At 67.4% G+C, this 21,346-nt stretch carries 22 protein-coding genes; 10 read left to right on the top strand and 12 right to left on the bottom strand.

What is annotated here, in order from left to right:
• Window positions 1–16: 16 nt before the first annotated feature.
• From AASM09_RS20405 to AASM09_RS20435, 7 genes are all read right to left on the bottom strand, one after another.
• Complete coding sequence (locus AASM09_RS20405) at window positions 17–604, bottom strand: anthranilate synthase component II (protein ID WP_014038739.1); 588 nt, start codon at window positions 602–604, stop codon at window positions 17–19.
• 2 nt (window positions 605–606) lie between these two features.
• Window positions 607–1,386 carry an SIMPL domain-containing protein gene (locus AASM09_RS20410; RefSeq protein ID WP_049426867.1) on the bottom strand — a complete coding sequence of 260 codons (780 nt, stop codon included), beginning with the start codon at window positions 1,384–1,386 and terminating at the stop codon, window positions 607–609.
• A gap of 67 nt (window positions 1,387–1,453) precedes the next feature.
• Window positions 1,454–2,929, bottom strand: coding sequence for an anthranilate synthase component I (trpE, locus tag AASM09_RS20415; protein ID WP_049426866.1), 1,476 nt, complete (start codon window positions 2,927–2,929; stop codon window positions 1,454–1,456).
• A gap of 290 nt (window positions 2,930–3,219) precedes the next feature.
• Window positions 3,220–4,170 carry a lipid kinase YegS gene (gene yegS, locus AASM09_RS20420; protein ID WP_049426865.1) on the bottom strand — a complete coding sequence of 317 codons (951 nt, stop codon included), beginning with the start codon at window positions 4,168–4,170 and terminating at the stop codon, window positions 3,220–3,222.
• 328 nt (window positions 4,171–4,498) lie between these two features.
• Window positions 4,499–4,981, bottom strand: coding sequence for a GNAT family N-acetyltransferase (locus AASM09_RS20425; protein WP_049426895.1), 483 nt, complete (start codon window positions 4,979–4,981; stop codon window positions 4,499–4,501).
• Window positions 4,982–4,993: 12 nt separating this feature from the next.
• Window positions 4,994–5,671 carry a ribulose-phosphate 3-epimerase gene (gene rpe / locus AASM09_RS20430; protein WP_006474082.1) on the bottom strand — a complete coding sequence of 226 codons (678 nt, stop codon included), beginning with the start codon at window positions 5,669–5,671 and terminating at the stop codon, window positions 4,994–4,996.
• Between the two features lie 57 nt (window positions 5,672–5,728).
• Entirely contained in the window at window positions 5,729–6,058 is a 330-nt protein-coding gene (locus AASM09_RS20435) for a J domain-containing protein (RefSeq protein ID WP_005411327.1), read from the bottom strand.
• Between the two features lie 141 nt (window positions 6,059–6,199).
• Between AASM09_RS20435 and AASM09_RS20440 the strand changes: the two genes are divergently transcribed.
• From AASM09_RS20440 to AASM09_RS20475, 8 genes are all read left to right on the top strand, one after another.
• Window positions 6,200–7,126 carry a phosphoribosylaminoimidazolesuccinocarboxamide synthase gene (locus AASM09_RS20440; protein ID WP_029379835.1) on the top strand — a complete coding sequence of 309 codons (927 nt, stop codon included), beginning with the start codon at window positions 6,200–6,202 and terminating at the stop codon, window positions 7,124–7,126.
• Between the two features lie 461 nt (window positions 7,127–7,587).
• On the top strand, window positions 7,588–8,073 hold the full coding sequence (locus AASM09_RS20445; RefSeq protein WP_021202665.1) for a DUF962 domain-containing protein: 486 nt from the start codon (window positions 7,588–7,590) through the stop codon (window positions 8,071–8,073).
• Between the two features lie 333 nt (window positions 8,074–8,406).
• Entirely contained in the window at window positions 8,407–11,238 is a 2,832-nt protein-coding gene (locus AASM09_RS20450) for a monovalent cation/H+ antiporter subunit A (protein ID WP_100443708.1), read from the top strand.
• Window positions 11,238–11,630, top strand: coding sequence for a Na+/H+ antiporter subunit C (locus AASM09_RS20455; protein WP_049428077.1), 393 nt, complete (start codon window positions 11,238–11,240; stop codon window positions 11,628–11,630). The genes AASM09_RS20450 and AASM09_RS20455 overlap by 1 nt, the downstream gene beginning before the upstream one ends.
• Window positions 11,627–13,162, top strand: coding sequence for a monovalent cation/H+ antiporter subunit D (locus AASM09_RS20460; protein ID WP_049428076.1), 1,536 nt, complete (start codon window positions 11,627–11,629; stop codon window positions 13,160–13,162). Before AASM09_RS20455 ends, AASM09_RS20460 begins: the two co-directional genes overlap by 4 nt.
• Window positions 13,159–13,665: a Na+/H+ antiporter subunit E gene (locus tag AASM09_RS20465; RefSeq protein WP_049428075.1), complete on the top strand. Its 507-nt coding sequence runs from the start codon at window positions 13,159–13,161 to the stop codon at window positions 13,663–13,665. The genes AASM09_RS20460 and AASM09_RS20465 overlap by 4 nt, the downstream gene beginning before the upstream one ends.
• Window positions 13,662–13,946 carry a K+/H+ antiporter subunit F gene (locus AASM09_RS20470; protein WP_005411334.1) on the top strand — a complete coding sequence of 95 codons (285 nt, stop codon included), beginning with the start codon at window positions 13,662–13,664 and terminating at the stop codon, window positions 13,944–13,946. Before AASM09_RS20465 ends, AASM09_RS20470 begins: the two co-directional genes overlap by 4 nt.
• A complete protein-coding gene (locus tag AASM09_RS20475) occupies window positions 13,943–14,332 on the top strand; it encodes a Na+/H+ antiporter subunit G (RefSeq protein WP_049428073.1) in 390 nt (129 codons plus the stop codon). Before AASM09_RS20470 ends, AASM09_RS20475 begins: the two co-directional genes overlap by 4 nt.
• Before the next feature lie 134 nt (window positions 14,333–14,466).
• Here the strand turns inward: AASM09_RS20475 and AASM09_RS20480 are convergent, their stop codons facing one another.
• Both AASM09_RS20480 and AASM09_RS20485 read right to left on the bottom strand, forming a co-directional pair.
• Window positions 14,467–15,432 carry a sodium:calcium antiporter gene (locus AASM09_RS20480; RefSeq protein ID WP_049428072.1) on the bottom strand — a complete coding sequence of 322 codons (966 nt, stop codon included), beginning with the start codon at window positions 15,430–15,432 and terminating at the stop codon, window positions 14,467–14,469.
• A gap of 73 nt (window positions 15,433–15,505) precedes the next feature.
• On the bottom strand, window positions 15,506–16,138 hold the full coding sequence (locus AASM09_RS20485) for a hypothetical protein (protein WP_049428071.1): 633 nt from the start codon (window positions 16,136–16,138) through the stop codon (window positions 15,506–15,508).
• Window positions 16,139–16,263: 125 nt separating this feature from the next.
• Here AASM09_RS20485 and AASM09_RS20490 point away from each other — a divergent pair, with 125 nt between their 5' ends.
• Window positions 16,264–16,809, top strand: a complete 546-nt coding sequence (locus tag AASM09_RS20490) for a hypothetical protein (RefSeq protein ID WP_049428068.1) — start codon at window positions 16,264–16,266, stop codon at window positions 16,807–16,809.
• A 125-nt stretch (window positions 16,810–16,934) separates the two neighbouring features.
• Here AASM09_RS20490 and hmgA read toward each other — a convergent pair whose 3' ends face one another.
• Both hmgA and hppD read right to left on the bottom strand, forming a co-directional pair.
• Entirely contained in the window at window positions 16,935–18,242 is a 1,308-nt protein-coding gene (gene hmgA, locus AASM09_RS20495; protein ID WP_049428067.1) for a homogentisate 1,2-dioxygenase, read from the bottom strand.
• 102 nt (window positions 18,243–18,344) lie between these two features.
• Window positions 18,345–19,457: a 4-hydroxyphenylpyruvate dioxygenase gene (gene hppD / locus AASM09_RS20500; protein WP_180849114.1), complete on the bottom strand. Its 1,113-nt coding sequence runs from the start codon at window positions 19,455–19,457 to the stop codon at window positions 18,345–18,347.
• A 129-nt stretch (window positions 19,458–19,586) separates the two neighbouring features.
• Here hppD and AASM09_RS20505 point away from each other — a divergent pair, with 129 nt between their 5' ends.
• On the top strand, window positions 19,587–20,081 hold the full coding sequence (locus AASM09_RS20505) for a MarR family winged helix-turn-helix transcriptional regulator (RefSeq protein ID WP_010482680.1): 495 nt from the start codon (window positions 19,587–19,589) through the stop codon (window positions 20,079–20,081).
• 119 nt (window positions 20,082–20,200) lie between these two features.
• On the opposite strand, the gene AASM09_RS20510 is transcribed toward AASM09_RS20505, so the two are convergent.
• Entirely contained in the window at window positions 20,201–21,340 is a 1,140-nt protein-coding gene (locus AASM09_RS20510; protein ID WP_049428065.1) for a hypothetical protein, read from the bottom strand.
• Window positions 21,341–21,346 lie beyond the last annotated feature (6 nt).

The following is a 21,346-nucleotide window of genomic DNA, read 5'->3' on the forward strand; positions in this document are numbered from 1 at the left end:
GGGAATGCTCCTTGGATCAGGCCGCCGGACGCTGCAGGAAATTGCGCAGCAGGGCGTGGCCGTGTTCGGTGAGGATGGATTCGGGGTGGAACTGCACGCCTTCCACCGGGAACTGGCGGTGGCGCAGGCCCATGATCTCTTCGATCGAACCGTCGTCGTTCTCGGTCCAGGCGGTCACTTCCAGCACGTCCGGCAGGCTGTTCTTGTCCACCACCAGCGAGTGGTAGCGGGTGGCCTGATAGCGGTCCGGCAGGCCGGCGAACACGCCCTTGCCTTCATGGCGGATCGGCGAGGTCTTGCCGTGCATGATGTTGCCGGCACGGATGACCGTGCCGCCGTAGACCTGACCGATGCCCTGGTGGCCCAGACAGACGCCGAGAATCGGCGTGGTCGGGCCCAGCCGCTGGATCAGTTCCAGCGACACGCCCGCTTCGTTGGGCGTGCACGGGCCGGGCGAGATGACGATGCGCTCGGGCTTCTGCGCGGCGATCTCGTCCACGCTCATCGCATCGTTGCGCACCACCTTGACCTCGGCGCCCAGCGTCTGCAGGTACTGCACGAGGTTGTAGGTGAAGCTGTCGTAGTTGTCGATCATCCACAACATGGTCAGGTTCCGTCGCTTATCAGGAAAATGGCGTATACGTTTTCGGTGTAGGTGATGGGGCCGGCTTCCACCGACTCGCGCAGGCGGGAGCCCGTGCTCTCGATGCTGTTCATCGGTGCCTCGGGCGCGGGCGGCGAAGGCGGCGTCACCAGTTCCCCGCTGCTGGGCCAACTGCCCGCCTGGATGCCATAGGCGAAGTTCGGCGCCACGTCGGAAATGCTGTACAGACCGCGCAGCTGGGTGCCGTAGGCCTTGGCCAGGCCCTGCGCGGACTGGCGGGTCTGGGCCGCCGCCTCGCCCTTGAGTTCGCGACGCAGCGCCACTTCACCCGAATACGTCGGAGCCACGCTGCTGACCTGCACGTTCTCATTGGCCTTCAGCGCCCCCAGCACGTCCTGCATCTGCTGGACGCTGGCGAAGCTGGCGCGCAGTTGGCGTGACACGCGGGTGCCGATGAAGACCTGCCGGTTCTGCTCATAGCGCGTTGCAGGACCAATCCGCAGGTTGTCCGCGCGCACGCTGCCGTCCACCGCCTTGTGCTGCTTGAACAGTGCCAGCACGCGGGCAACGTTGTCCTGCACGCGGCGGCGCGCGGCGTCGGCGTCCATGTCGGTCTCTTCGATGTTCAACTGCAGGCCGAACCGGTCCGGCATCACCACGCGGCGCGCCTCGCCCTTCACCAGCAGGTGCGGCTGCGAGGGAATGGTATTGGCCTGTGCCCACGCAGACGGGGCCACCGTGGCCAGCAGTGACGACCACAGCAATGCGCTCAGCAGCTTCATGCGGTACTCCTTGTCTTGAATGGGAACAGCAGGAGGTGCCGCGGCGCAGGCCACGGCACGGAAAGGCTCACAGGCCCTTGGCGGCCTGGGCGACGGCGCGGAACAGCGCGCGGCCCTTGTTCATCGTCTCGTCCCATTCCTTGTCCGGGTCCGAGTCGTAGACGATGCCGGCACCGGCCTGCACGTACAGGCGGCCATCCTTGATCACCGCGGTGCGGATCGCGATCGCGGTATCGGCATCGCCGTGCCAGCCGATGTAGCCGATGCTGCCTGCGTACACATTGCGCTTGATCGGTTCCAGTTCGCGGATCACTTCCAGCGCGCGGATCTTCGGCGCACCGCTGACCGTACCGGCCGGGAAGGTGGCGCGCAGCACGTCGGCGTAGCTCAGGCCCGGCTGCAGCTGCCCGGTCACTTCGCTGACGATGTGCATGACGTGGCTGTAGCGTTCGATCACGAACTGCTCGCCCACTTCCACGGTGCCGGCCTTCGAGACGCGACCGGCATCGTTGCGGCCGAGGTCGATCAGCATCAGGTGCTCAGCGCGCTCCTTCGGATCGGCCAGCAGCTCGGCTTCCAGCGCCAGGTCCTGCTCGACCGTGGTACCGCGCGGGCGGGTGCCGGCGATCGGGCGCACGGTGACTTCCCCATCCTGCAGGCGCACCAGGATTTCCGGCGAAGAACCGACCACCTGCAGGTCGCCAACATCGAGGAAGTACATATACGGCGACGGATTCAATGCGCGCAGCGCACGGTACACATCCACCGGGCGCGCCTTGAACGGCACGCTCAGGCGCTGGCTCAGCACCACCTGGAAGATGTCACCGGCGCGGATGTATTCCTTGCTGCGCTGGACCGCATCGACGAAGCCTTCGCGGGTGAAACCGGAGACGAAATCGGACTCGTCCAGCACGTCGCTGTTGAGCGGTGCCGGATAGCCCGCACCCGGCGCCCGCAGCTTGGCTGTCAGCGCATCCAGGCGCGCCTGCGCCTGTTCGAAGGCACCGTCGATACGCGGGTCTGCGTGCACGATCAGGTACAGGCGGCCCTTGAGATTGTCGAACACCGCCAGCTCGTTGGAGTCCAGCAGCAGGATGTCCGGGGTGCCCAGCTCATCGCGACCGGCCGGCGATGCCAGGCGCGGTTCGATGTAGCCGATGCACTCGAAACCGAACCAGCCGACCAGACCGCCAGTGAAGCCCGGCAGGCCTTCCAGCTTGGGCACCGAGTGGGCGCTGCGCAGCGCCTCGACTTCGGCGAACGGGTCGGCCACCTCGCGGGTGTCCACCACCTGCCCGTCCTCGCGCACGGTCAGCGTGTGGCCGTGGAAGGCGTACACGCGGCGCGCCGGCAGGCCGATGATCGAGTAACGACCAAAGCGCTCGCCGCCTTCGACGGATTCAAACAGGTAGGTATTGGGGCCGTCGGCGAGCTTCAGATAGACCGAAAGCGGCGTGTCCAGGTCGGACAGCACTTCGCGGACAACGGGAATATGGGTGTGGCCTTCAGCGGCCTGCAGCTGAAACTGAGCGTGCGAGTTCAAGACGACTTTCCTTCCGGGACACAGCGTTATGGGGGCGGACGACGGCAACGGGCCACCATCGCCACCAACGGCGTGCGGAAGAAAGGGTATGCGGGGTCGTCAGGCTGGACACCCCTTGACTGTATCGCAGGATAGGCGGGAGGGGAACCCTGGGAAACTGAACCACGGCAAGCACGGGGCCGGTGATGGGGGCTGTGGCGGCTACCGGCGCGGGAACCAGTAGAGTCGACTGTTAGTCGACTTGCGCGCGAAGCGCGGGGTTTTACGTCGTCGGAACGAAAAGCAGTCGACTAACAGTCGACTCTACCCCCCTGCCCGGCCAGCAACGGGCAACCGGCGGGCAGATGCATGCGCACCCGGCCCGCCACGCAGTCGATGCGGAACCGCTGGGCCTGCACCGGCTCGCCATCCAGATTGAGAGTCAACGAGCGCTGCGATTCGATCTGCAGCCACGGCAGCCGCGCGCGCGTGGCCAGCTGTTCCAGCGCCGCCTGGGTGCCGGACTTCAGCATCTGGCCAAGGGTGGCGGTGACTTCGCCTTCCAGCTCCGGAAGCACCGTCACATCCAGCAGCCCATCATCGATCAGTGCCTGCGGGCACAGCTGCTGGCCGCCACCGGCCTGGCGACCGTTGCCGATGCCCAGGGCGATGAAGTCGCCTTCCCAAGCGAAGTCCGGCCCCGACAGGCGTGCGTTGATCGACTCGATGCGGCCGAGCTTGGCGATGCCGGTGATCACATAGGCCAGCCCGCCCAGCATCTTTTTCAGGCCGGCGTCGGTCTCCACGGTGACCTGCGTGCCGAAGCCACCGCTGGCGAGATTGGCGCACCACCACGGCGTGCCATCGGCGTCCACGCGCAGCAGATCGATGGCACGCGGCGCGGTCTGCCCGATCAACGCGAAGGCCTCCTTCGGTTCGGTGGGAATGCCGGCGGCGGTGGCGAAATCGTTGGCGGTGCCCATCGGGATCAGGGCCAGCGAGGGCAGCGCATCGGCCGGTTCCTCGCGATGCGCCAGTGTTTCCGCGACCGCGCTGAGCGTGCCATCGCCACCAGCAGCAACGATCACATCCACGCCGTGATCAATCGCCTCGGCCACATAGCGTTCGGCGTCGCCGTCCTCCCAGGTCACCCGTACTTCCAGCTGCACACCCTGCCCGCGCCAGTGGCCAACGGCCTCACGCAGGTCATCGTTGCCCGCGGATTTACCGTTGAGGATCAGGCGCCAGCGCGGGGTGGTCATGCGATGCTTCCAGAGTGGGGCCGCACAGGCTATCAATCACGCGTTCGCGGCCAGTGAACGCCACCGCCTGGAAGCAGTAGATCCACGCCAGGCGTGGATGATGGTGAAAGGGAGCCGACGCGGTGCCACAACCGCCATGTCATGCAGATGTCATTGCCGGCCCGGAGAATGGAAGGCCATAGCAGGGACGACGGATGGAGGCAGGATCAGCCTCCCACGCATGCAGCGAGGCCACGCCAGTGATTGGCGTGGCTTTTTTTTCGAGGTCCGCAGGGAGTGCGAACCAAGGTTCGCACCCACCGGGTTAGGTTGGCCCCAACCACACACCTCACCCGTTGGCGAAATCGTGCAGCGCCTGGCCCTGCAACCGGTACACGGTCCACTCGTCCTGCGGCTTCGCACCGGCGGCGGTGTAGAACTCGATGGCCGGGGTATTCCAGTCCAGCACCGACCATTCAAAGCGACCGCAGCCCTCGGCCACGGACTGGCGCGCGATGTACTTCAGCAGTGCCTTGCCGGCACCAGCGCCGCGCTTTTCCTGGCTGACGTAGAGGTCTTCCAGGTAGATGCCCTTGCGGCCCAGCCAGGTGGAGTAGTTGTAGAAATACACGGCATAGCCGATGGCCTCGCCGTCGGCTTCGCAGATCAACGCGCGTGCGGTCGCATCGGCGCCGAACAGGCTTTCGGCAATACCGATCTCGTCGGTCTGCACCGAATGCTCGGCCTTCTCGTAGATGGCCAGCTCGCGGATGAAATGCAGGATCAGGCCAGCGTCGGCCGCGGTGGCCGGACGGATGTTCAACACGGCCACCGTGCTCATGGTTCAGCCCCTTGCCGCAGCGACGTTCGCGCGCATCTGCGCGATCACGTCCTGATAGCTGGTCCTGGCGTTGAAGATGGCCGAACCGGCAACGAAGGTGTCGGCGCCGGCGGCAGCGATCTCGCCGATGTTGTCGGCCTTCACGCCGCCGTCGATCTCCAGGCGGATGTCCTTGCCGCTGGCGTCGATCATCTTGCGCACCACGCGCAGCTTGTCCAGCGCCGAGGGGATGAAGGCCTGGCCGCCGAAGCCCGGGTTGACCGACATCAGCAGCACCAGGTCCAGGTCATCCAGCACCCAGTCGAGGATGTCCACCGGCGTGGCCGGATTGAGCACGATGCCCGGCTTGCAGCCCAGCGAGCGGATCAGCTGGATGGTGCGGTGCACGTGGCGGCTCGCCTCCGGGTGGAAGCTGATGTAGGTGGCACCGGCCTCGGCGAAATCCGGGATGATGCGGTCCACCGGCTCGACCATCAGGTGCACGTCGATCGGCGCGGTGACGCCGTGCTTGCGCAGGGCCTGGCAGACCATCGGGCCGATGGTCAGGTTCGGCACGTAGTGGTTGTCCATCACGTCGAAGTGGACCCAGTCGGCGCCGGCGGCGAGGACGTTGTCGACTTCCTCGCCGAGGCGGGCGAAGTTGGCGGACAGGATGGACGGGGCGATGAGGCAGTTGGACATGGCCGGGGCCTTCGGAACGGGGAAAAGGTTCTCCCACCCGCAGGCGGGACTCTGGAATCAGCGCTTGCGCAGGGTCTTGATGCGGTCGTAGGCGGCGTTGATGCGCCGCGACTTCTGCTCGGCCTGCTGCTGCAGCTCGGGGGCGGCGCCGCCCAGTTTGTCGGGGTGGTACTGGGAAATCAGCTTGCGGTAGGCGCGCTCGACCTCGGCATCAGTGGCCTCGGAGGTCAGCCCCAGCTCCCGGTACGGGTTCTCCTTGTTCAGGCGGAACCAGTCCGAGTCAAAGGCGTGGCCGATCAACAGGCCAACCACCGCGCCAAACAGCGGATTGGGCCGGAACAGCAGGGCGCCGGCGATGAATCCGAGCAGTTTTCCGTACCAGCGCATGGCGCTCCGGGGGCGGCCGACGAAATGGATGCTCATTTTACGTCACAGCGGGCCCGGACGGCTTTACACTAGGCCGCCCGCTGGTCAGCGGGCCCGCCGGGTCCGTTGGGCAGCCGTATCGACAACGCCCCAGGAGTGCCCGTGCCAACCACGCTGTTGCAATCCGATCTCCCCGGCCTGCCCTTGCGCCATCGCGGCAAGGTGCGTGATGTGTTCGATATCCCGCGCGAGCGGCTGCCCGCAGGGACCCCGCCGGGCGACTACCTGTTGATGGTCGCCACCGATCGCCTGTCGGCGTTCGACGTGGTGCTGCCCGACCCGATTCCGGGCAAGGGCGAGATGCTCTGCCAGGTGTCCAACTTCTGGTTCGCCAAGACCGCGCACCTGATGCCCAACCACCTGACCGGCATCGACGTGGCCAGCGTTCTGCCCGAAGGCGTGGACCCGGCCCTGTACGCCAAGCGTGCGGTGGTCACCCGCAAGCTGAAGCCGGTGCCGGTGGAAGCGATCGCCCGCGGCTACCTGATCGGCAGCGGCTGGAAGGACTACCAGCGCACCGGCAAGGTCAGCGGTATCGACCTGCCCGACGGCCTGCGCCAGGCCGAGCAGCTGCCGGAGCCGATCTTCACCCCCTCGACCAAGGCCGCCGTCGGCGACCATGACGAGAACATCGATTTCGATGCGATGGTGAAGCAAGTCGGTGCCGACCTGGCCGAGCGCGTGCGCGACGCCACCCTGCGCATCTACAAGTTCGCCGCCGACTACGCGCGCGAGCGCGGCATCATCCTGGCCGATACCAAGTTCGAGTTCGGTACCGACGCCGATGGCCGCCTGTACATCATGGACGAGATGCTGACGCCGGATTCCTCGCGTTACTGGCCGGCCGACGAGTACGAAGTGGGCACCAGCCCGCCGAGCTACGACAAGCAGTTCGTGCGCGATTACCTGGAGACGCTGGACTGGGGCAAGACCGCCCCGGGCCCGACCATCCCGGCCGAGATCATCGAGCGCACCCGCGCCAAGTACGCCGAGGCGCTGCAGCGCCTGGCCGGGATCAGCGTCGACTGATCCGCCTGCGCCCCCGGCCGGAAAGGCTGGGGGCGTTCTGAAGGCGCGGCCGCCGACGGGGTGCATCGGCTGGGATGCGTTCGACTGGGATGAAATCGGCCGCGATACGGTCGACTGGGTAGAGTCGACTGTTAGTCGACTATCGCGCGCAGCGCGGGGATTTTCGCCGTCGAAACGAAGAGCAGTCGACTAACAGTCGACTCTACCCGGTCGGTCCCGCCCCATCGGTCCCGCCCCATCGGTCCCGCCCCATCGGTCCCGCCCCATCGGCCCCGCCCCATCGGCCCCGCCCCATCGGCCCCGCCCCATCGGCCCCGCCCCATCGGCCCCGCCCGGTCGGCCCCGCCCGGTCGGCCCCACCCATCGGCCCCACCCCGTCGGTTCGACTCGGTGCGCCCCACCCCGTCGCTCACCATTCGCCGCCCCTCACCGCCTGGCCCCGGCGGGAGTATGCTGGCCGCATGCAGACCTCCACCGAGCTTGCGCGGCCGATCGACCGCTATTTCGCCAGCTACTCCGACGACCACCGCAATGTGATCAACCAGCGCATCCATGTGGTGGCAGTACCGGCGATCCTGTGGTCGGTGGTGGCCCTGCTGTGGTGCCTGCCGCCGCTGATCACCTGGTTCCAGTACGGCATCTGGTCGGCGTTCGCGATGTTCAGCGCCTGGTGCTTCTACAACAAGCTGTCGCGCCCGCTGGGCATCGGCATGCTCATCCAGTTCTTCGTGTTCGGTTGCCTGTGCCGCCTGCTGGAAGCAGAAATCGGCCTGCAGGCCCTGCGCTGGCTGGCGGTAGGCGTGTTCGTGGTGGCCTGGATCGCACAGTTCATCGGCCACAAGTTCGAGGGCCGCAAGCCCAGCTTCCTGACCGACCTGACCTACCTGCTGATCGGCCCGGCGTGGGTGATGGCCAAGTTCTACCGCAAGCTCGACTGGCGCTACTGACACGCCGGCAGCCGACAACGACCGTCGTTTCCTGAACGGGCAGATCCCGTCACCCTCACTCCACGGCGGCCCTGCCAGCCTGCGCCGGTGACCCGCTCCCCACTTCCCGCCCGTCGACGGCAGCCCCTGTGCGACAGGGCCTGCCGTCTCCCTGCGTGGGCGTAGGGTGATCCCCGAGGGCAGCCAGCGAGGGACCGCAGGAACGTGATGCTGCGCCGCAGAAAAAATGAATCAGCGGACGTTACATGCAATTGATCGCTGTTCGATGGGTTTCGGCGACATTTCGCAGCCTGTTATCCTCCCTGACCTGCTCGTGAATCATGGATTCCCTGCATGCTCCCCAGCCTGCCCCTGCTGCTGGCCCTGCCGTTCCTGATGGCAGCGGCTGTTGCGGCCTTCCCCCGTAGTTCGCGCTCGACTGCTGCCTGGCTGGCGGCGCTGGCGCCGTTGGGCGGGCTGGCCATCCTCGGCTGGCTGACCCCGTCCGTACTCGATGACCAGGTGGTCCGCACCCTGGTGCCCTGGCTGCCACAGATCGGCCTGGACTTCACCCTGCGCCTGGACGGGCTGGCCTGGATGTTCGCCGGGCTGGTGCTGGGCATCGGCGCACTGGTGGTGCTGTATGCGCGCTACTACCTGAGCCAGCAGGACAACGCGCACCGCTTCTACTGCTACCTGCTGCTGTTCATGGGCGCCATGCTGGGCATGGTGCTGTCGGGCAACCTGCTGTTGCTGATGATCTTCTGGGAAATGACCAGCATCAGCTCGTTCCTGCTGATCGGCTTCTGGTCGCACCGCCAGGACGCCCGCGAAGGCGCGCGCATGGCGCTGGTGATCACCGGCGGTGGCGGCCTGGCCCTGCTCGGTGGCGTGCTGCTGATCGGCCGCATCGTCGGCAGCTTCGACCTGGACGTGGTGCTGGCCGCCGGCGAGCAGATCCGCGCCAGCGCGCTGTATCCGTATGCCCTGTTCCTGGTGCTGGCCGGCATCTTCACCAAGAGCGCGCAGTTCCCGTTCCACTTCTGGCTGCCGCACGCGATGGCCGCGCCGACTCCGGTCTCGGCCTATCTGCATTCGGCCACCATGGTGAAGGCCGGCGTGTTCCTGCTGGCGCGCCTGCATCCGGCGCTGGCCGGCAGCGACCTGTTCTTCTACACGGTCAGCGGCATCGGCGCGCTGACCCTGTTGATCGGCGCCTGGAACGCGATCTTCCAGCACGACCTGAAGGGCCTGCTGGCCTATTCGACGATCTCGCACCTGGGCCTGATCACCCTGCTGTTCGGCCTGTCCACGCCGATGGCGGTGGTGGCCGGCGTGTTCCACATCCTCAACCACGCCACCTTCAAGGCCTCGCTGTTCATGGCCGCCGGCATCATCGACCACGAGACCGGCACCCGCGACATGCGCAAGCTGGGCGGCCTGCGCAAGCTGATGCCGTTCACCAGCGCGCTGGCGATCATCGCCTCGCTGGCGATGGCCGGCATTCCGCTGCTCAACGGCTTCCTGTCCAAGGAAATGCTGTTCGCCGAGGCGCTGACCGCCGGTGGCGGCCCGGGCGCGATGCGCACCGCGGTGTCGATCGCCGCGCTGCTGGCCGGCGTGTTCGGCGTGGCCTACAGCCTGCGCTTCGTGCACGACACCTTCTTCGGCCCTGGCCCGCACGACCTGGACCGCGTGCCGCACGAGCCGCCGCGCTGGATGAAGGTGCCGGTGGAACTGCTGGTGGTGATCTGCGTGGCGGTAGGCATCGCCCCGGCACTGACCGTGGCGCCGGTGCTGCATGCCGCCGCGGCGTCGATCCTCGGCAATGCCATGCCCGAGTACAGCCTGGCGGTGTGGCACGGCTTCAACCTGCCGCTGGCGATGAGCGCGATCGGCGTGGTCGGCGGCGTGGCGCTGTACTTCGGCCTGCGCAAGCTGATCAACCTGCACGGCGTGGAAACCCGCACCACCGGCCGCAACGTGTTCCATGCGCAGCTGGATGCGATTTCCGCGCTGGCCATGCGCCTGACCAACGGCATCGCCAATGGCAGCCTGCAGCGCATGCTGCTGGGACTGGTGCTGGTGGCGATCGTGGTCGCTGCCGCACCGTTCGTGGCCAACCCGGCCTCGCCGAACTGGACCGCGCCGCAGCCGATCCCGCTGCTGGGCTGGGCGCTGTGGCTGGTGATGATGGCCTGTGCAGTCGCCACCCTGCGCGTCTACAAGCAGCGCCTGCTGGCGGTGCTGCTGGTCGGCGGCGTCGGCCTGATGGTGGCACTGACCTTCGTGTTCCTGTCAGCGCCGGACCTGGCGCTGACCCAGCTGCTGGTGGAGATGGTCACCCTCGTGCTGATGCTGCTGGGCATGAACTACCTGCCCGCGCAGTCCGGGCCGGAGCGACCGCGCTGGCGCAAGCGGCGCGACGCGGTGATCGCGATCATCGCCGGCGCCGGCCTCGGCGCACTGGCCTATTCGGCGATGACCCTGCCGCCGAACACCATGGCCGGCGAACTGCTCGCCCGTGCCCTGCCCGAGGCGTACGGCCAGAACGTGGTCAACGTAATCCTGGTCGACTTCCGCGGCTTCGATACCTTCGGCGAGATCACCGTGTTCGGCATCGCCGCGCTGGTGGTGCACGCGCTGCTGCGACGCACGCGGATGGCCCCGGAGCAGATCATGCCTGGCCCGCCGATCAAGCTGCCGGTACCGGCCGATCTGGCGCAGATCATGTTCCCGCTGACGCTGACCGTGTCGATCTTCCTGTTCCTGCGCGGCCACAACGCGCCCGGTGGTGGATTCATCGCCGGCCTGGTACTGGCGGTGCCGCTGCTGATCCAGTACGTGATCCAGGGCACTGCGTCGGTGGAATCGCGCTTCGGCTTCGACTACATCCGCTGCATCGGCATGGGCCTGCTGATCGCCCTGCTCAGCGGCAGCGCCTCGATGCTGTTCGGCGTACCGTTCCTGACCAGTGGCCACCTGGACCTGCACCTGCCGCTGATCGGTGACGTGCCGCTGGCCAGCGCGATTGGTTTCGACATCGGCGTCTACCTGGTGGTGTTCGGCGGCGCCATGCTGATGCTGTCGATGATGGGCACGATCAAGCCCTCGCGTACCCGTACCGCCCGCAAGGGTGAGATCGACCTGCAACGCCGTTCGGCCCGCACCGGGGAGATGCACTGATGGAACTGGCCCTGGCTACCGCGATCGGCGTGCTGACCGCCATCGGCATCTACCTGCTGCTGCGTGCGCGCAGCTTCGATGTGATCCTCGGCATGACCTTCCTGTCCTACGCCACCAACCTGCTGATCTTTGCCGGTGGCCGCGTGGTGCTGGGCAAGGCGCCGGTGCTGCAGGAAGGCGTGGACAGCCACCTCGGCAACTACACCGACCCGCTGCCGCAGGCGCTGGTGCTGACCGCGATCGTGATCGCGTTTGCGATGACCGCGGTGAGCATCGTGCTGGCCATGCGCAGCCGCAGCGACAACCACAGCGACCACGTGGACGCCCACGAGCCCGACGACGACCTGCAGGATGAGAGCGTGCCGCCGCGCCAGGGCGAGGACCGCGCATGAACCATCTGGTGATCCTGCCGATCCTGATTCCGCTGCTGGGTGCTGCGCTGTCCCTGTTCGTCGAACACCGTCGCTACGGCCCCAGGGTGCAGCGCGCGGTGGCCTGGACTGCGCTGTCGGCGCTGGCGCTGGCGGTGGGCCTGCTGTTTGCCAGCACGGCCAGCGGTGACATCAACGTCTACCTGCTGGGTGACTGGCCGTCGCGGCTGGGCATCGCGCTGGTGGCCGACCGGCTGTCGGCGTGGATGCTGCTGACCACCCTGCTGCTGGCCATTCCCTGCCTGCTGCATGCCTGCTCAGGCTGGGACCGCCGCGCGCCGCACTTCCATGCGCTGTTCCAGTTCCAGCTGGTGGGCCTCAATGGCGCGTTCCTCACCGGCGATATCTTCAACCTGTTCGTGTTCTTCGAGGTGATGCTGATCGCCTCCTACGGCCTGCTGCTCAGCGGTGGCCGCGGCCTGCGCATGCGCATCGGCCTGCACTACGTGGTGTTCAACGTCACCGCCTCGACCCTGTTCCTGATCGCGCTGGGCCTGCTGTACGCCTCGCTGGGCTCGCTGAACATGGCCGAGCTGTCGCAGCGCATCGCCGAGGTGCCGCCGGCGCAGCTGACCCTGGTGAAGGCGACGATGGGCCTGTTGCTGCTGGTGTTCTGCGCCAAGGCTGCGCTGATGCCGCTGTACCTGTGGCTGCCGGAAGCCTATTCGCGCGCACCGGCGGCGGTGGCCGCGCTGTTCGCGATCATGACCAAGGTCGGCCTGTACTCGGTGCTGCGCATCCAGATGCTGTGGTTCGGCGATGACGCGGGCGCGATGGCCGGCTACGGCCGCGACTGGCTGCTGTGGGCCGGCGTGGCAACGCTGGTGCTCGGCGGCCTCGGTGCCTTGGCTGCGACCCGCCTGCGCGTGCTGATCTCGTACCTGGTGATCGTCTCGGCGGCCACGCTGTTCATCGCCTTCTCGGTCGGCACCCCGCAGGTGCTGTCAGCCGGCCTGTATTACCTGCCGCACAGCAGCTTCGTGGCCGCTGCGCTGTTCCTCATTGCCGATCTGATCCGCCGCCGCCGTGGTGGCGCCAGCGATCGCAAGGAGGTGGTGGCACCGATGCCGGGCAAGGAAACGCCGGCGGTGCTGTTCCTGATCGGTGCGGTATCGGTGGCCGGCCTGCCGCCGCTCTCCGGCTTCCTGGCCAAGGCCGCGCTGCTGGCCGGCATGCCGGCGCAGTACACCGGCCCGGTCTGGACCGCGGTGCTGGTCAGCAGCCTGCTGGTGATCATGGGCCTGACCCGCGGCGGTATCCGCCTGTTCTGGCGCGTGCCGCCGGTCGATCCGGAGGCACCGAAGCCGCGCAAGGCACGCCTGCGCCGGGTCGAGTTGTACGCCGCCTGCATCCTGCTGGGCTACGGCATCGGCATGACCCTGGCCGCCGCCCCGCTGATGCGCTACACCGACGCCACCGCTGCACAGCTGCTGCACCCCAGCGAGTACGTGCAGCAGCTGCGCGCGACCACGCCGGAGATCCGCCAGCCATGACCGCCCAGCGCTCCCTGTTCCGCCGCGTCATTCCCTCGCCGATGCTCAGCATCATGGTGGTGGCGTTCTGGCTGCTGATGTCCGACAGCTTCACCCTCGGCCAGATCGTGCTGGGGCTGATATTGGGCGTGGTGGTGCCGCTGTTCGCCGCACGCCTGGACCGCGAGTTCGCCCGCATCGGCACGCTGCGCCCGCTGCCCAAACTGCTGTGCGTGACCCTGTGGGACATCCTGATGTCCAACATCCGCGTCGCCCTGCAGGTGCTCGGCCCGGAGAAGAACATCCATCCGGGCTTCATCTGGCTGCCGCTGGACATCGCCAACATCCACGGCATCGCCGCGCTGACCAGCATGATCACGCTGACCCCGGGCACGGTCTCGGCCGCGCTCAGTGACGACCGCAAGTTCCTGCTGGTGCATGTGCTGCACCTGGAGGACCCACAGGACCTGATCGATACGATCAAGCGCCGTTACGAGGCGCCGTTGATGGAGATCTTCCCATGACCGGTTTTGAAGTCATCCAGACCACCCTGGTGGTGTGCATGCACGTGGTCGGCCTGGCCATGCTGCTGGCCACCTGGCGCCTGCTGCGCGGGCCGACCGTGCCCGACCGCATCCTCGCGCTGGACACCCTGTCGGTGACCGCGATCGCCGAGCTGATGCTGTTCGGCATGTACCTCAACTCGCCGATCTACTTCGAGGCGGCGCTGATCATCGCCATGCTCGGCTTCGGCAGCACCGTGGTGCTGAGCAAGTTCGTGCTGCGCCGGGACATTGTCGAATGATCACCTTCATCCAGATCGCCCTGTCGGTGCTGCTGCTGTTCGGCTGCTTCTTCATCCTGGTCGGCGCACTGGGGCTGGTGAAACTGTCGACGTTCTTCAAGCGCCTGCATGCGCCCACCAAGGCCAGCACGCTGGGCGTGGGCTGCGTGCTGGTGTGTTCGGTCTGCTACCACATCTTCCTCGGCCAGGACCCGCAGCCGCGCGAGCTGCTGATCACCGTGTTCCTGTTCATCACCGCGCCGATCAGCGCACACATGATGGCCAAGGCCGCGCTGTCGCTGCTGATGGAAACCCGCCCCAGCCTGCCCGGCAACGAGCCGGCTGCTGAAGAGCAGCTGCCGCCGCCGGAGCCGGTGCGCGAGGAAGAAGGTTCACAGAGCCGGTAAATCCGGTAGAGGCCGACCTTGGTCGGCGCAGTGTTTTGGCGAGTGCCAACCAAGGTTGGCACCCACCGGATGATCGGTGGTAGGTGCCGACCTTGGTCGGCACGGCACCAACCGCATCCACGCATGGCGTGGATCTACATGGCCGGGGCGCCCACCAGCAGCAGCTCCAGCACGAACCAGCCGACGAAGGCGACCAGCAGGATTGCGCCTTCGCCGCGGCTGACCTTCAGGTCACCGCGCAGCATCGGGTACAGCACCAGCGCGAACGCAAGCAACGCGGGCAGTTCCAGGCGTACGAACGAGGCCGGCAGTGCGAGCGGCTGCAGCACCGCCATCGCGCCGATCACCAGCAGCAGGTTGACAGCGCTGGAACCCAGTACGTGGCCCAGCACCATGTCGCCATGCCCGCGGCGCGCGGCGGCGATGGCGGTGGCCACTTCCGGCAGCGCGGTGCCGATCGCCACCGGCAGCAGGCCGACCAGCAGCGGCGTCCAGCCCAGCGCAGCACCGAAGTCGGCGGCAGCCCCCACCACCAGGCGCGCACCCCAGTACAGCGCCAGCGCCGCGATCAACACCCTCAACACGTTCAACGGCAGGCTGGTGCGGCTCAGCGCGGACTCGGCGATGACCGCCTGCACCTCGGCGTTCTCGCTGCGACCACGGCGCAGCAGCACGACCTGCATGACGATGAAGCCGGCCACCAGCACGCCACCTTCCCAACGCGCCAGGCGGCCATCCAGGCCGAACAGGATCAGCAGCATGCCGGCCGCCAGCAGCGACCACCACAGCACCGTCTGCAGGCGTGCGCGCAGCAGCAGCGGCGCGGCAAGCGCCGCCATGGCCAGGGTCAGGCCGAGGTTGGCGATGCTGCTGCCCACCGCATTGCCCAGCGCCAGTTCCGGCTGGCCCACCGCCAGTGCCCGCGCGTTGACCGCCAGTTCCGGCAACGAGGTGGCTAACCCGAGCAGCAGCAGGCCCGCAGTGAAGGGCGTGGCCCCGAAGCGTTGGGCCAGGCCGGACACGGCCTTGACGATGGAGTCCCCGCCCAGCGCCAGCAGCAGCAGGCCAAGCAGGAACCAGGCAATGGCAATGGCGATCATCGAGCACTCCCCCAGCGGTCGTGGCGCGATTCTACGCTGGGCCCGCGCGCAGGGCTGGGCCGTGGATCAAGGATCAGCCGCAGCCTTCCGCATAATCGACCTGGGGGGTCTTCCCGACCCGCCAGGTACCCACCCGGCCATCGGCACCGAGCGCGAAGTCGATCACCGCCCCGCCCTCCTGCGCCGGGCGAACGCGCAGGTGCTGGGCGTTCTCGTCGTACTTGTCAGGGCCGACATCGGCCCGCTCCGGGTACAGCACCTGCAGCTCACCCAGGGTCATGCCGACCTTGCCGCCGCCTGGTGCGGTGATGGCGGCGCTGCGCACGTCGTAGCGCACCAGCTTGCGGCCTTCGATCATCAGGCGCGGGTCCTCGGCATCCTGCGGGCGCAGGAAGTAACAGCCATCGTTGCCATCGTCAGCCAGCAGCGGTTTGCCGGCGGCATCGGTGCCCAGCCCTTGCAGGGGCTTGCCGAAACCGCTGCGGACTTCGGCAATGCCAGCGCCCAGCTTTACGCCGGCGAAACCATCCAGCCGCGCCGGGCTGTCGGTGCGAGGATCGGCCGGCGACCGGGTCGCCAGATCGGCATCAGCTGTGGCAGCAGCCGGCGTAGCGCCCTTGGCCGGAGCATCAGCAGGTGTCTCAGGCGTGCGGTTGCAAGCGGCAAGTGACAGCAACAACAGACCTGCAATCGGAAGGTGCTTCATCGGTGCGGTTCCCTGGCACGAAGGTAGCTGCACGCTAGCGCAGCACACGTGCAGATGCTGCATTGTCATCGCGGTTTCATCGCCTTCGTTCAGGCTTGGCGAGCACCGACCTGGCCGTCCCTTCCATGCAACCGCGCAAGACCGATCTCGCCCGAACCGCGCTGCAGGCCCACCGCGCGCCGCTGGACATGCGCCAGCGCCGGCTGCTGATCCTGTGCGACGGTCAGCGCGGCATCGCCGAACTGACCAGCCTGCTCGGCCCGGAGGCGCCGGCGATGGTCATCCAGCTGGTGCAGGCGGGTTATCTAAGCACCGGGCTGGCCACGACGACGCCCACGCCCTCCTCCAGAGCGGTCATCCCCCCCGAACCGGTTGCTGCAGCACCGGCACCCGCTGCAGCGACTTCCATACCGGTCGAACGTCGCCGTTCGCTGGTGGCGGCGCGCATCTACGTGCTGGGCATCCTGGAGATGCAGCGGCATCCGCAGGCAGCGGCGCTGTTCCGCGACCTGCAGCAGGCGCGTGCGGAGGATGAGGTGCTGCAGCGGCTGCAGTCTGCGATGCAGCTGCTGCCCGCGCTGACTTCGGATGGCTATTGCCAGCGCGTGCGCCAGCGCCTGCTGGAGGCGTTGCCGCTGGAGCATTGCGACGCCTTCGCCGAGGTGGCGTAAGCGCAGGTTCCTGCCCATCCGGGCCGACCAACGGTCGGCCCCCACCGAAGGCCGCGTTCGGTAGACCCACGCCACGCGTGGATGCGGCCAGGATCCGTGCCAACCAACGGTCGGCACCTACCCACCTAGCGGGACGACCGGAAATTGTTGCGCAGGCCGTTCCAGCACTGCTGGTAATCGCCCTGGCGATGGCCGGCGGCCAGCGCCTGCGCGGTCGGGCGGATCACCCCGCGGGTCTCGAACATGAAGGCCATCGTGTCCTTGATCACATCGGCCTTGGACAGGTCGGCATTGGACGCCTTGTCGAAGGTCGGTGCATCCGGACCGTGGCCGCTCATGCAGTTGTGCAGCGACGCGCCGCCCGGCACGAAGCCTTCGGCTTTGGCGTCGTAGGCACCGTGCACCAAGCCCATGAACTCGCTGGCGATGTTGCGGTGGAACCACGGCGGGCGGAACGTGTTCTGCGCCACCAGCCAGCGCGGCGGGAAGATCGCGAAGTCCATGTTGCTGGTGCCCGGCGTGTCGCTGGGCGAATGCAGCACCAGGAAGATCGACGGGTCCGGGTGGTCGTAGCTGATCGAGCCGATGGTGTTGAAGCGACGCAGGTCGTAGCGGTACGGCGCGTAATTGCCGTGCCAGGCCACCACGTCCAGCGGCGAATGGTCGATCGGCGCACGCCACAGGCGGCCTTCGAACTTGGCGATCAGTTCGAAATCGCCATCCACATCCTCGAACGCCGCATGCGGGGTCTCGAAGTCGCGCGGATTGGCCAGGCCGTTGGAGCCGATCGGGCCCAGGTCGGGCAGCTTCAGCAGCGCGCCGTAGTTCTCGCAGATGTAGCCACGGCCAGGGCCATCGGGCAGCTCCACGCGGAAGCGCACGCCACGCGGAATCACCGCGATCTGCTGCGGTTCGATCTCGATCACGCCCAGCTCGGTCAGCAGGCGCAGCGCGCCCAGCTGCGGCACGATCAGCAGCTCGCCATCGGCGTTGTAAAAGTAGCGGCCGACCATGTCGCGGTTGGCGGCGTAGAGGTGGATGCCAACACCCGCGTGTGCATCGGGCGAGCCGTTGCCGCCCATCGTGTACAGGCCCTCGACGAAGTCGGTCGGCAGTTCCGGCAGCGGCAGCGGGCTCCAGCGCAGCTGGTTCGGCGAGGCCGGCTGTGCGCCGAAATCACACTGCAGCTGCGACTGCGCGAACGGGGTGAACTCGCCATGGGTCACCGCCGGGCGGATCCGGTACAGCCAGCTGCGGCGGTTGCTGCCGCGCGGCGCGGTGAAGGCGGTGCCGGTCAGCTGTTCGGCGTACAGGCCGTGGGCCACCTTCTGCGGTGAGTTCTGCCCGACCGGCAGCGCGCCGGCAACGGCCTCGGTGGCGAATTCGTTGCCGAAGCCGGACTGGTAGCCGCGGGCGGTGATGGCGCTGGACATGGGGGCTCCTGGATACGGCAAAACCGGAACGGAAAGCAGCCGAGCATGGCTCGGCTCTACAGATGGACAGGCGCCGGGACTGGCCCGGCGCTGCTGATGACCTTACAGCACGCCGCGGCGGATCTGGTCGCGCTCGATGCTCTCGAACAGCGCGGTGAAGTTGCCTTCGCCGAAGCCTTCATTGCCCTTGCGCTGGATGATCTCGAAGAAGATCGGGCCGATGCAGTTCTGGGTGAAGATCTGCAGCAGCTTGCGCTGGTGGGTTTCCGGATCGGCATCGATCAGGATCTTGTTCTTCGCCAGGCGCGGCACGTCTTCACCGTGGTTCGGCACGCGCTGGTCGATCACGTCGAAGTAGGTCTCCGGCGTGTCGAGGAAATCCACGCCCTGCGCGCGCATGGCTTCGACGGTCTCGTAGATGTTGTCGGTGAAGCAGGCGATGTGCTGGATGCCCTCGCCCTTGTACGCATCCAGGTACTCGTTGATCTGGCTCTTCGGGTCCGACGATTCGTTCAGCGGGATGCGCACGATGCCGTCCGGCGCGGTCATCGCCTTGGACACCAGGCCGGTCTTCAGGCCCTTGATGTCGAAGTAGCGGATCTCGCGGAAGTTGAACAGGCGCTCGTAGTAATCCGACCACTGCTGCATGTTGCCGAAGTACAGGTTGTGGGTCAGGTGGTCGATGAAGGTCAGGCCGAAGCCCACCGGGTGCAGGTCGGCACCGGCGATCGGCTCGTAGTCGCCGTCGTAGATGCTGCCGGCCGCACCGTAGCGGTCGACCAGGTACAGCATGCAATCGCCGATGCCCTTGATGACCGGGGCGCTGACCGCCTTGCTGTCCGGCTTGAAGGCGATGGCTTCGGCGCCGTTGCCCAGCGCGGTCTGGTAGACCTCCTGGCCCGGCTTCTTGAAGCGGATGGCGAAGCCGCAGGCGCATGGACCGTGCTTCTCGGCGAAGTCGGCGGCGAACGAATCGGGGTCTTCATTGACCAGGAAGTTGACGTCGCCCTGGCGATAGACGGTAATCGGACGCTGCTTGTGCTTGAGCACCGCGCTGAAGCCCATCTTCCGGAAGTAGTCGTGCAGCTCCTGGCCACGGCCGGCCGGGGCGGCGAATTCGACGAACTCGAAACCGTCGATGCCCATCGGGTTCTCGAAGGTGGTGACCTGCATGCCGGGGTTGGGGTGCGAGGCGGTCGGGACTGCGGTATTCATGGTGTGGCTCCGAATCGGTACCGCATCGGTACAAACCAGGTGCGGGCAGGTAGGGACCCGGCGAGAATGCAGGGTCTGGACCTACCCCTTATAGTTACACTTGAAACCACCAGCAAGGTGCACCGCAACATGAGCCCCGCCGATCCTGCCTCGACCCGCCTGCGTGCCTCGCACGTCCTGCTCGACCTGGAACAGTTCCTGCCGTACCGGCTGAGCGTGCTGTCCAACCGGGTCAGCGGCAACATCGCCAAGCTGTACGGTGATCGTTACGGTCTGGCGATTCCCGAATGGCGGGTCATCACCATCCTGGCGCTGTACCCCGGCTCCTCGGCCAGCGAGGTCTCCGACCGCACGGCGATGGACAAGGTGGCGGTCAGCCGCGCCGTGGCCCGCCTGCTGGAGCGCGGCTTCATCAAGCGCGAGACCCACGGCGACGATCGCCGCCGCTCGGTGCTGGCGCTGTCGGCGGCTGGCTTCGAGGTGTACGAGACCATCGCACCGATGGTGATCGAGATCACCCGCAAGCTGATGTCGGTGCTGAGCGAGGAGGAGGAGCAGCTGCTGGAGAAGCTGATCCTGCGCCTGGCCGGTGATGGCCTGGAGCGGATGGGCGAAGGGGTGTAACCACGCCGAGCGCGGCGATTGGTAGATCCGCGCCCTGCATGGATGGCGACACGCCGGCGCGGCTTCGGTGGGGGCAGAGCCCTTTCCTACGGAAAGGAATCCGACCCCTGGGCGTGGGGTCAGCTCAGATGCTTGCGCCGTGCGTGGATCCACGGCACGGCCAGCGCCGCAATGGCGCCACCGGCGAAGCCGAGCGAGGCGGCAACTGTGGCCGCTTCGACCGCCCCCGGCAACGCCAGCGCCGCAGCCACCAACAGCAGCGACGGCAGGCCAACGAAGGTGCCCAGGAAGAAGTGCCAGCGCGGCGACCAGGTGTTGAGCTGCAGCAGGCTGACCGGCTGCCAGGCTTCGGAGGCGGCGTCCTCGGCGATCTTCGCCACCGCCTTGGCCAGGTCCACTTCCGGCAGCGCGCGCCCCAGGCGAGCGGTCGCCAGCAGTTCGGCCACGGCCTCCACCGGCGGGAAGCTGGACGGCCACGCCACCGGCGCCGGCACGCCATAGGCGGTCAGCAGCGGCACGCTCAGCCACGGCGCCACCAGCGGACGCATGCGGCGGCGGCCCTGCACGCACCAGATCTGCGGCTGGCCGTGCGCGGTGACGCTGTACAGCGCCAGTTCGTTGGCCGGCGGATAGCCGAGCATGGTCACCCGTGCCGCCAGGCTGTCCTGGCCCATCGCGCGCAAGAAACCGGGGCGGCTGCGCCCTTCCTGCATCCACGCCAAGCCGAGTGCACCCACCAGATAGGCCTCGGCCACGTCCTTGCTGCCGGCGGAGGCGCGTTCGTCGCTGGCCAGGTACCAGGCCAGCGATTTCGGTTCGGACACATCGTCCAGGCCCCAACGGCTGTCGTCCCCCAGCACATGGCGCACTGGCAGGCGCGCGGGCGCGGTTTCGCCACGCTCGCCTGGCTGCAGGAACGGCAGCACGCCCTGGATGAAGGTGGACAGTTCGATCGCACGCACGCCGTGGCCCTGCCATTCCGGCGGCAGCAACCCGGCCAGCTGGCCGTCGGCGGCCAATGCATCGAGCCGGGACTTCTGCTCGACCAGCTTCTGCACCGCGCCCTTCAGCACCACGTTGTCGGGCAGCGCGATCTGCGGCAGGCGGTGGCGTGGCGGCGCCAGTTCAACACTGTCCTCGCCGGTACCAGCGTCATCCAGCAGCGCCTCCTGCGGCGGCAGGGTCACGCCCTCGCCTGCTCCGGCCTCGGCCAGCTCACTGGCGGGTTCGGGCAATCGTTCGGCATGGTCGCTGTGCATGGGCGT

The organism is Stenotrophomonas maltophilia (assembly GCF_039555535.1).
GTDB classification, from domain to species: domain Bacteria; phylum Pseudomonadota; class Gammaproteobacteria; order Xanthomonadales; family Xanthomonadaceae; genus Stenotrophomonas; species Stenotrophomonas maltophilia_Q.

Excerpts from the sequence above, each read along its gene's own strand:
- AASM09_RS20405 (WP_014038739.1), bottom strand. The coding sequence starts at position 604 with ATGTTGTGGATGATCGACAACTACGACAGCTTCACCTACAACCTCGTG.
- AASM09_RS20410 (WP_049426867.1), bottom strand. The coding sequence starts at position 1,386 with ATGAAGCTGCTGAGCGCATTGCTGTGGTCGTCACTGCTGGCCACGGTG.
- yegS (WP_049426865.1), bottom strand. The coding sequence starts at position 4,170 with ATGACCACCCCGCGCTGGCGCCTGATCCTCAACGGTAAATCCGCGGGC.
- rpe (WP_006474082.1), bottom strand. The coding sequence starts at position 5,671 with ATGTCCAACTGCCTCATCGCCCCGTCCATCCTGTCCGCCAACTTCGCC.
- AASM09_RS20435 (WP_005411327.1), bottom strand. The coding sequence starts at position 6,058 with ATGCGCTGGTACGGAAAACTGCTCGGATTCATCGCCGGCGCCCTGCTG.
- AASM09_RS20445 (WP_021202665.1), top strand. The coding sequence starts at position 7,588 with ATGCAGACCTCCACCGAGCTTGCGCGGCCGATCGACCGCTATTTCGCC.
- AASM09_RS20450 (WP_100443708.1), top strand. The coding sequence starts at position 8,407 with ATGCTCCCCAGCCTGCCCCTGCTGCTGGCCCTGCCGTTCCTGATGGCA.
- AASM09_RS20455 (WP_049428077.1), top strand. The coding sequence starts at position 11,238 with ATGGAACTGGCCCTGGCTACCGCGATCGGCGTGCTGACCGCCATCGGC.
- AASM09_RS20460 (WP_049428076.1), top strand. The coding sequence starts at position 11,627 with ATGAACCATCTGGTGATCCTGCCGATCCTGATTCCGCTGCTGGGTGCT.
- AASM09_RS20465 (WP_049428075.1), top strand. The coding sequence starts at position 13,159 with ATGACCGCCCAGCGCTCCCTGTTCCGCCGCGTCATTCCCTCGCCGATG.
- AASM09_RS20470 (WP_005411334.1), top strand. The coding sequence starts at position 13,662 with ATGACCGGTTTTGAAGTCATCCAGACCACCCTGGTGGTGTGCATGCAC.
- AASM09_RS20475 (WP_049428073.1), top strand. The coding sequence starts at position 13,943 with ATGATCACCTTCATCCAGATCGCCCTGTCGGTGCTGCTGCTGTTCGGC.
- AASM09_RS20480 (WP_049428072.1), bottom strand. The coding sequence starts at position 15,432 with ATGATCGCCATTGCCATTGCCTGGTTCCTGCTTGGCCTGCTGCTGCTG.
- AASM09_RS20485 (WP_049428071.1), bottom strand. The coding sequence starts at position 16,138 with ATGAAGCACCTTCCGATTGCAGGTCTGTTGTTGCTGTCACTTGCCGCT.
- AASM09_RS20490 (WP_049428068.1), top strand. The coding sequence starts at position 16,264 with ATGCAACCGCGCAAGACCGATCTCGCCCGAACCGCGCTGCAGGCCCAC.
- hmgA (WP_049428067.1), bottom strand. The coding sequence starts at position 18,242 with ATGTCCAGCGCCATCACCGCCCGCGGCTACCAGTCCGGCTTCGGCAAC.
- hppD (WP_180849114.1), bottom strand. The coding sequence starts at position 19,457 with ATGAATACCGCAGTCCCGACCGCCTCGCACCCCAACCCCGGCATGCAG.
- AASM09_RS20505 (WP_010482680.1), top strand. The coding sequence starts at position 19,587 with ATGAGCCCCGCCGATCCTGCCTCGACCCGCCTGCGTGCCTCGCACGTC.
- AASM09_RS20510 (WP_049428065.1), bottom strand. The coding sequence starts at position 21,340 with ATGCACAGCGACCATGCCGAACGATTGCCCGAACCCGCCAGTGAGCTG.